General features: G+C 74.2%; 6 protein-coding genes and 1 riboswitch. Of the genes, 3 read left to right on the plus strand and 3 right to left on the minus strand.

Going from position 1 to position 8786, the window contains the following annotated elements:
- The first annotated feature begins 169 nt into the window (after positions 1-169).
- Positions 170-826: a hypothetical protein gene (locus tag ACFWXO_RS02225; RefSeq protein ID WP_380521448.1), complete on the plus strand. Its 657-nt coding sequence runs from the start codon at positions 170-172 to the stop codon at positions 824-826.
- Between the two features lie 160 nt (positions 827-986).
- On the opposite strand, the gene ACFWXO_RS02230 is transcribed toward ACFWXO_RS02225, so the two are convergent.
- From ACFWXO_RS02230 to ACFWXO_RS02240, 3 genes are all read right to left on the minus strand, one after another.
- The gene (locus tag ACFWXO_RS02230; RefSeq protein WP_380521450.1) at positions 987-1664 is read right to left on the minus strand and encodes a YoaK family protein; all 678 of its coding nucleotides are present in this window, start codon (positions 1662-1664) and stop codon (positions 987-989) included.
- A 77-nt stretch (positions 1665-1741) separates the two neighbouring features.
- Entirely contained in the window at positions 1742-2476 is a 735-nt protein-coding gene (locus tag ACFWXO_RS02235; RefSeq protein WP_375883840.1) for an MgtC/SapB family protein, read from the minus strand.
- A gap of 171 nt (positions 2477-2647) precedes the next feature.
- The gene (locus ACFWXO_RS02240) at positions 2648-4333 is read right to left on the minus strand and encodes an NRAMP family divalent metal transporter (RefSeq protein WP_380521453.1); all 1686 of its coding nucleotides are present in this window, start codon (positions 4331-4333) and stop codon (positions 2648-2650) included.
- Between the two features lie 365 nt (positions 4334-4698).
- A riboswitch (M-box (ykoK) riboswitch) is annotated at positions 4699-4875 on the minus strand.
- Positions 4876-5043: 168 nt separating this feature from the next.
- Between ACFWXO_RS02240 and ACFWXO_RS02245 the strand changes: the two genes are divergently transcribed.
- Entirely contained in the window at positions 5044-5838 is a 795-nt protein-coding gene (locus ACFWXO_RS02245) for an ABC transporter ATP-binding protein (RefSeq protein WP_375883836.1), read from the plus strand.
- Positions 5835-8576 (plus strand): FtsX-like permease family protein, encoded by a 2742-nt coding sequence (locus ACFWXO_RS02250; protein WP_380521455.1) that lies wholly within the window; start codon positions 5835-5837, stop codon positions 8574-8576. The genes ACFWXO_RS02245 and ACFWXO_RS02250 overlap by 4 nt, the downstream gene beginning before the upstream one ends.
- Positions 8577-8786: the final 210 nt, after the last annotated feature.

Genomic DNA, 8786 nt, shown 5'->3' on the forward strand with positions numbered 1-8786 from the left:
GCTGCCGAGGGCCGAACGTCCCGGGTGGACCGGGCCCGGCCAGGGCGAATCGGGTCGAACCGGGACGGCCGGCACCAGGAGCGAACCCCGGTCTTGTGCGAGGGGGGCGGTCGGGTGGAGATTGGGTAACGAAACCCCTTACGCGCCCGCGTCCTTGAGGAGATCCCGCGTGTCCAGCACACCCCGCCCGGCCAGGTCGGCGTCGCTCCCGCAGCGAACCGGCCGTCAGCTGCGGCGGGCCTTCGGTGCCCGGCACGAACCGTTGGCCCGCCCGCTCGACCGGTCCCGCGCCCGCGCCTGGCTGCTCACCGTCGTCGGCGGGCTGCTGGCCACCGCCCTCTCCGTCGGCGGCGCACTGCTGCTCTTCCGCGCCACCGCCCCGCAGGCCGACACCGACCTGACCCGGCTGCACCGGATCGACGCCGTGGTGACCGCCGAACCCAACCACGGCACGGCTCCCACCAGCCGGTTCTCCGGCGGCTACGGCAACCGGATCGAGGTCGAGGCCACCTGGACCTACCCCGGGGCCACCCCGCACACCGGCACCGTCGAGGCCTCCGGCCCACCCACCGTCGGCGGCGTCGTCCAGGTCTGGGTCGATCCGGCCGGCAACGCCACCGATCCGCCGCTCGACCGCACCGCCCTCGCCGTCTCCGCGGCCTGCACCGGCGCCGGTGCACTGCTCGCCCTGTCCGCCCTGATCGCCTTCGCGCTGCGGCTGCGCCTGAGCGCGCTCAACCGCCGGGCCGAGACCGGCTGGACCGCCGAGTGGGCCCGGCTGGAGCCGCTCTGGAGCGGCCGCGCCGGGCACCGCCGGGAGGAGTGAAAGGGGCCCGGCCTCGAACGCGACCGTCCGTCTGTCTGTCTGTCCGTCTGTCTGTCTGTCTGTCCGTCTGTCCGTCCGTCCGGGGAGGTGGGCAGCAGGAGCCGGACGGGAACGGCCGGACCGGTCCGGCGGCAGGCAGACCGGCGGAGCTGCCGCGGCCTCAGCGGCGCGCCGTCCAGGCCGGGGCCGGGACGTGCCCGGCGGCGTGGTGGGTGAGGGCGGCGACCGCGACCAGCAGGGCGAGCGCCAGGCCCAGGGCGACCGGGACGGCGGCGTGCAGGACCAGGACGGCGCCGAGGAGGGCACCGGCGAACATCCACACCGTCGAGGCGAGCCGGCGCGGGCCGGTGCGGTCCGCGGCGAGGGCGGTGATGGTCATGGTGAGCACGGTGGTGGTGAGGTCGGGGACCTTGAGCGAGCGGACCACCGCGTTCTGGCCGCCCATGGCGAGGGCGAGCAGCCCGATCAGGGTGTAGCGGGCGGGCTCGGAGCCGTGGCCGAGCACAGCCGCCAGGACGGTGCTCGTGGCGACGAGCACCGCCTGGGCGGCGACGGCGGCGGTCAGCAGGTGCCCCCGGTGGCCGGGCAGGCGCCGGGCCAGGTGGCCGCCGGCCAGGGCGCCGAGCACGAAGGCGGCCAGGGCGGCCAGCGAGGCGGTGGCGGACAGGCCGGGGGCGCCGGCCAGGGCGAAGCCGAGGAAGACCACGTTGCCGGTCATGTTGGCGACGAAGACGTGTCCGAGCTCCAGGTAGCTGACCGCGTCCACCACCCCGGTGACGAGGGTCAGCACCAGCAGCATCGGCACCAACGGCCCGTGCTCGGGGTCGGCTCTCAGCATCGGACGGCCTCCCGGAGGGTACGCGTGACGGTCCCTCCGTTCTACTACCTCGGCTCCCCCGGCGTGCTCAGGCGTGCTCAGGCGAGCGCGGGGCTGCCCGGTTCGTCCGACTCGTCGTCCAGGTGCCAGTGCAGGTCCCGGACGCCCGGCTCCAGCGAGAGCCGGCTGACGACCTGCTCCAGCGCCGGGGCCACCTGGCCCGTGATCGCCACGGTGGCCCGCAGGCTGGTGGCGTCGCCCTGCTCGGTGCGGCGGGCGCGCAGGCCGGTCGGGGCCAGGCCGGAGGCGGTCAGGGCCTGGAGCAGCAGGGCCCGGATGTGGGTCTCGGACTTGCGGTCGCACTCCACGTGGACGGTGGCCCGGGTGGTGGAGTCCGGGTCGCTGCCGGACTGCGGGGACCGGTCGAGCAGTCGGCCGGCCGGGCGCAGCACCAGGTGGACGGCGAGCACCGCGAAGGTGCCGAGCGCGGCCAGCTCCAGCTTGCCGGAGGCCGCCAGCACCCCGACCGCGGCCGAACACCACAGCGTGGCGGCGGTGTTGAGGCCGCGGACGCCGGCCCCGTCGCGCAGGATCACGCCACCGCCGAGGAAGCCGATACCGGAGACCACGTAGGAGGCGACCCGGGTGGGGCTGCCGGTGTCGCCGACCGCCTCGCTGTACAGGACGAACAGGGTGGCACCGGCGGCGACCAGGGCGTTGGTCCGCAGGCCGGCCATCCGGGCCCGCCACTGGCGCTCGATGCCGATCAGCGCGCCGCAGGCGACGCCGGTGGCGAGCCGGACCAGGAACTCGACGGTGGTCAGGGTGTGCACGACGGCACCTCCTCCAGAGGATTCACGGGGAAACGGGGCAACACGGGTAGTACGGGCCGTACGGAGCACACGGGCAACGCGGGCAACGCGGGCCGGGGGATCGCGGGCAAAGGAACGGACGGGTGGCGAGCCGCTGCCCGCCACCCGTCCGTACGGGCTCCGCTCGGCGGCTCAGTGGTTGAGCGCGGTCTGGACGACCTTGATGATGACCATGACCATCGCGATCAGCAGGTAGGCGCGCAGGGCGCCCATGCCGACCTTGCGGGCGGTGGACATCACCGGCCGGCCCAGGGTCTCCAGCGGGGGCATCCGCCAGTCCTCCCGGCCGGTGCGGTCGATCGGGTCCTCCTTGGTGCCGGTGCGGCCGGCCGTGAAGAAGTAGCCCGCGACCAGGACCCCGATCACGCCGCAGCCGCCCATGATCCACAGGATCGCGTCCGAGCTGATGTCCGGCCAGACCACCGAGGCGGTCAGGATCAGCGAGAGCATCACCAGCACGCCGACCACCGTGGAGGTGAAGGCGTTGGTCCGGGGCCCGTTGGCCCAGGGGCCGAGCACGGCCCTGTCGTTGCAGAGCAGCAGCAGGAAGACGGTGGCGGAGGGCAGCAGCACCCCGGCCAGCACCTGGACGAACTGGGTGATCAGGCCCTGGGTGTAGCCGTTGGACAGCAGGGTGATCGTCGCGGCGACGGCCACCAGTCCGGCGTACACGGCGTAGAAGCCCTTGGCGCCCTTGACCCCGCGGTGCAGCGAGTGCTTGATGCCGAAGACGTCGCCGATGGCGTAGGCGGTGGAGAGCGAGACGGCGAAGGCGCCGATGATCGAGGCGTCCAGCAGGGCGATGGCGAACAGCACGCCCGCCAGGTGGCCGGCCTTGTCCTCGATGCCCTTGGCGACGGCGGCCGTGTCGGAGAACTGGCCGAAGCCGTCGGTGCCCGCGAACGCCGCCGCCGTGAGGCCGATCAGCGCGGCCGCGCCGATGATCACGATCGCGATGCCGATCCACAGGTCGACCTTCTCGTACCTCATGAAACGCGGGGTGATCCGCTTGTCGATGACGTACGACTGCTGGAAGAACAGCTGCCAGGGGGCGACGGTGGTGCCGACGATCGAGATGATGACCATCATGACGGCCGCGAGCTGGCCGGCGCCGCCGGGCATCTGCGGCGTCACGAAGTCGTGGGCCATCTGCGAGGTCTTCGGGTGGACCATGAAGTAGATCGGCACCAGCAGCAGCGAGCCGACGCAGAGCGTGATGGCGACCCGCTCGAAGCGCTGGAAGGAGCCGGTGAAGGCCGAGGCGATGATGATCGCCGCCGCCAGCACCACGGAGAGGACCTTGGGCAGGCCCAGGTACCCGGCCGCCATGGTGACGCCGATGAACTCGGTGACCAGGGTGAGGGCGTTGAGCAGGAAGAGGTCGATGACGCTGAACGCGCCCCAGAACTTGCCGAAGCGCTCCAGGATCAGCCGGGCGTGGCCGACACCGGTGACCGCGCCCAGGCGCAGCACCATCTCCTGGTTGACGTACAGCACCGGGACGAGCAGGAGCAGCGTCCACAGCAGCTGGGTGCCGTAGTTCTGGCCGGCCTGGCCGTAGGTGGAGAAGGCGCCGGCGTCGTTGTCGCCGACCATCACGATCAGGCCGGGGCCGACGATCGCCAGCAGGGTCTTGAGCCGGGCGGAGAGTCCGTGGCGGGGGGTGGTGTCGTCGAGCCGGATGGTGCCGAGCGCACCCTTGATGTCGCCGACGTGGGCGTCGTCCAGGACGGCGGACCTGGCGGCGGCGGTCGCAGCGAGGGCGGCGGGAGCGGCGGGGACCGTGGGGATCTTCGGGTCCAGCATCACGTTGGTCATGGCGGGGCCTCCCTCCCCCTACCTTGAGGGGGCGTCAGGGGGCACGCAGCGGCGGACCTCCCTGCGGGCGCACGGCATCCACGCCGTACGGCGACGCTGAGCGGCGGCGGCCGTGCGGGCACGATGATGCTGACGACGCGTCAATCGGCTTGCGTCCGGGCATGGTTGAGCGCAGGACGAAGCTTCGGGTGAACGCGCAGGGAAGGTTGTTACCGCGTGCCGGAGGTGTTCGAGAGCATGCGGGGGCAGGGGCTACTGTGGCCCGGACTATCGCAGTCCATGTCTCTCGCCTCCTCCCGGTCGGGGGCGCACCGTCTGTGCGCCGCATCACGACACGGCAAGGAGCACACCGGTCTTCGAGGACCGGTACACCCCAACTCGTCAGAGCTTTGGCACTCCACGGCGTGTCCAGCCGGATCGGCCGGAAGCCACTTGGGGTCAACCCTTAACTCGGGAAGACCTGTCCTGAACCTGGGCGTCTCTCGACGTCGTCGGGTCAGTGGCCTGTGTCCGTGAAGACGCCTCACCGAACGAGGTGCCTTTTCAAACCTCCCAAAGCATAGACCCGGCGCGGCGACCCCGAGTCACCTTTTCGGCCGATCTTCGACAGCTTTGTAGAACCTTGACCAAATCCGCCGCGACTTGCTCTTCCTCCACCGGCATATATAGTTCACCGACATATGCAGCTGAACAGCTCACGAGGGGGAACCATGTCCCACATCGATCCGAGCCGACCCGCGCCCGTCCTGCAGCTGGCCGGGGTCTCCCGGGTGCACGGCCGCGGCGCCGCCGAGGTGCACGCCCTGCGCGAGGTCGACCTGACCGTCCACGCCGGCGAGTTCGTCGCCGTGATGGGGCCCTCCGGCTCGGGCAAGTCGACCCTGCTCACCCTGGCCGGCGGGCTGGACCTGCCCAGCGGCGGCGAGGTGCTGGTCGAGGGCGTCACCCTCGGCGGCCTCGGCCGGGGCAAGCTCGCCGACCTGCGGCGGCGCTCCGTCGGCTACGTCTTCCAGGACTACAACCTGATCCCGGCGCTCACCGCCGCCGAGAACATCGCCCTGCCGCGCGAGCTCGACGGCGTCTCCGGACGCACCGCCCGCCGGGAGGCCCTCGCCGCCCTGGAGGAACTGGGCATCGGCGAGCTCGCCGACCGCTTCCCCGACGACATGTCCGGCGGACAGCAGCAGCGCGTCGCCATCGCCCGCGCCCTGATCGGCGAGCGCCGGCTCGTCCTCGCCGACGAACCCACGGGGGCGCTCGACTCCGCCACCGGCGACGCCGTGCTCGCCGTACTGCGCGCCCGCTGCGACGCCGGGGCGGCCGCCATGATGGTCACCCACGAGGCCTCGCACGCCAGTTGGGCCGACCGGGTGGTCCACCTGCGGGACGGCTCGGTCGCCTCCGAGAGCGTCGGACGCCGCTCCGGCAACAGCCGGGCCGCCGTCCACCGCTCCCAGCCCCTCGACGACTCCACCGCCAACTCCTTCGGCGAGGTGGCCCGATGAGGTTCGGAGCGTGGAAGGTCGCGCTGCGGATGGCCCGGCGCGACGCCCTGCGGGCCAAGGGGCGCAGCGCCCTGATCGTGGCCATGATCGCCCTGCCCGTGCTCGGCGTCACCGGCGCCGACGTGGTCCACCGCAGCGGCCAGCTGTCCCCCGCCGAACGGGTCGAGCGGGTGGTGGGCGGCGCGGACGCGCTGGTCACCGCGCTCAGCCCGGGCCAGGCCGTCGAACAGGCCCCGGTCGCCGAGGACGGCGCGTTCGCCGTCCAGCCGCGGCCCGGCCAACAGCCCACGCCCGAGCAGCTCAAGGGCGCGAGCACCGACCCGACCGCCCTGGTCGGCTCGCTGCTGCCGCCCGGCAGCGCGCTCACCCCCGTCCGGACCGGACCGGAGACCGGTGCGAGCTCGCCCGAGGGCCTGGTCCGCACCCTCACCGCCGAGGCCGACCTGGGCGACCCGGTCTGGCGCGGCCGGGCCGACCTGGTCGAGGGCCGCGCGCCCGGCGCGCCGCACGAAGTCGCCGTCACCCAGGCCTTCCTGGACAACTCCGGGCTCCGGCTCGGCAGCGACACCACCGTCCAGGGACTGGAGCGGACCACCTTCCGCATCACCGGCCTGGTGGAGCACCCGGACGACCTCAAGCGGGTCGAACTCATCGCCCGCCCGGGCGAGTTGCTCGACCAGCTGGCCGCCGCGGCGGAACCCGGACAGCCCGCCCCCGGGCAGGGCCGCACCAACCGCGGCTCCTGGCTGGTGCACCTCCCGGGCGGGGCCGCCCTCGACTGGGCCACGGTCCAGTCGTTCAACGCCCACGGCTACACCCTCACCGCGCGGGCCGTCGCGCTCGACCCGCCGCCGTACGGCGCCGTCCCCTACTACCGGGACTCCACCGTCTACCGCGACCCCGCCGGCGGCAACAGCACCAAGGTCGTGGTCGCCACCGTCACCGGCATGGGGCTGCTGGAGGTCGCCCTGCTCGCCGGGCCCGCCTTCGCGGTCGGCGCCCGCCGCTCCCGCCGCCAGCTCGCGCTGCTCGGCGCCGCGGGCGGCCGGCGCACCCACATCGGCGCGGTGGTGCTCGGCGGCGGCCTGGTGCTCGGCCTGGCCGGGGCGGTCCTCGGGGTGACCGTCGGCACCGGGCTGGTCGCCGCGCTGCGGTCGGTGATCGAGGAGGTCGGCGGTGCCCGCTTCGGCCACTTCGCCCTCCCCCCGGTGGACCTGCTGGCCATCGCCGGGATCGGTGTGATCACCGCCCTGCTCGCGGCCGCGCTGCCGGCCTGGCAGGCCGCCCGGCGCAGCGTCACCGCCGGCCTCACCGGCCGGGACACCGTCCGGGCGCCCAACCGCCTGGTCACCGTGCTCGGCGTGGCGCTGCTCCTCGGCGGCGGCGCGATCGCGATGTACGGCGCGGGCGCCGTCCAGCACGGCGCGCCCGTGGTCAGCACCTACGACGCCCGCACCCTCACGGTGCTGCTCGGCTCGGTCTTCGCCGAACTCGGACTGCTCGCCTGCACCCCCCTGCTGGTCGCCCTGTTCGGCCGGTTCGCCGGGCGGCTGCCGCTCGGCCCCCGGCTGGCGCTGCGCGACTCCGCCCGCAACCGCTCCCGCACCGCACCGGCCGTCGCCGCGGTGATGGCCGCCGTGGCCGGGGCCGTCGCGATCGGGGTGTACAGCACCAGCACCGACGCCGAGAACCGGCGCGACTACCGGCCGGAGGCCCCGTACGGCGCCGTCCAGCTGATCAGCCACCGGGAGGGCCCGCAGGCCGCCCAGCTGCCGGCCGAGGTGGAGAAGCAGCTGTCCGGGCTCGGCCCGCGCGCCGACGTCGGCCAGGCCGTCTACAAGTTCTGCGACAACTGCTCCAGCACCGTCACCCTCAAGGGCCCGGTGGAGATGCGCCACCTCGCGGCCATCTCGCACCTCGCCACCGGGGACGCCACCCTGCTGCACAACCTCTTCGACGTGCGGGACCGCACGGCCGAACAGGCGCTGGCCGCCGGGAAGCTGCTGGTCTTCGACCGGTCGCTGATCGGCGCCGACGGCAAGGCCGTGCTGCTGCTGCGCGGAGGCGGCGGCGCCCCGCTGCAGCCCGGGCAGGTCCCCAAGCCCGACCTCCAGGAGGTCCCGGTGGACGCGGTGCTGGTCGACAACCCGGATGCCGCCCGCTACGCCCAGGGGCTGCTGTCGACCGCCGCGCTGGCCAAGCTCGGCCTCGCCTCGGCGCCCCAGGGCGCGGTCTGGCGCCCGGCCACCCCGCCCGACCGCAAGGCGCAGCAGCGGGCCGCGGCCGCCGCGGCCCGACTGGACCACTACGCCGAGCTGGACGTCGAGCGCGGCTACCAGCCCAAGGGCGACGCGCTCACCCTCGCGCTCAGCGGCTTCGCCGGGCTGGTCGTGCTCGGCGCGGCCGGGATCGCCACCGGGCTCGCGGCCGCCGACTCCCGGCAGGACCAGGCCACCCTGGCCGCGGTCGGCGCACCGCCGCGGATCCGCCGGACCATGGCGGGACTGCAGTGCGCGCTGATCGCCCTGCTCGGGGCGCTGCTCGGGGCGGTGAACGGCTTCGTCCCGGCGGTGGGGCTGTTGAAGTCCCGGGCCAGCGGGTTCGGTTCGAAGGGGATGCTGCTCGCCGCGCCCTGGGGGGAGCTGCTGCTGGTGGTCCTGGTGCTGCCGGTGGTGGCCGGGCTGCTCGCGGCGCTGTTCACCCGCTCCAAGGTGCCGCTGGGGCGGCGGCTGTCCTAAGCCATCCCGCTCTCTCCTGCTCGGGCGCGTCGGGCACCTTTTGACCACCGGCCGAGCACGACCTGAGCACCCCCCGGGCACCGCCCGGAATCCGTGGGCGCCCCCCCCCCCCCCCCCCGGGGGGGGGGCCCCCCGGGGGGGGCCCCGGGCCGGCGGCACCCCGGGCGCGAGGTCGGCGGGGCGCCGGCGGCGGCCGAGGAGTGTGGGGTG

Origin of the sequence: Kitasatospora sp. NPDC059088 (assembly GCF_042738155.1) — a bacterium.
Taxonomy (GTDB): Bacteria; Actinomycetota; Actinomycetes; order Streptomycetales; family Streptomycetaceae; genus Kitasatospora.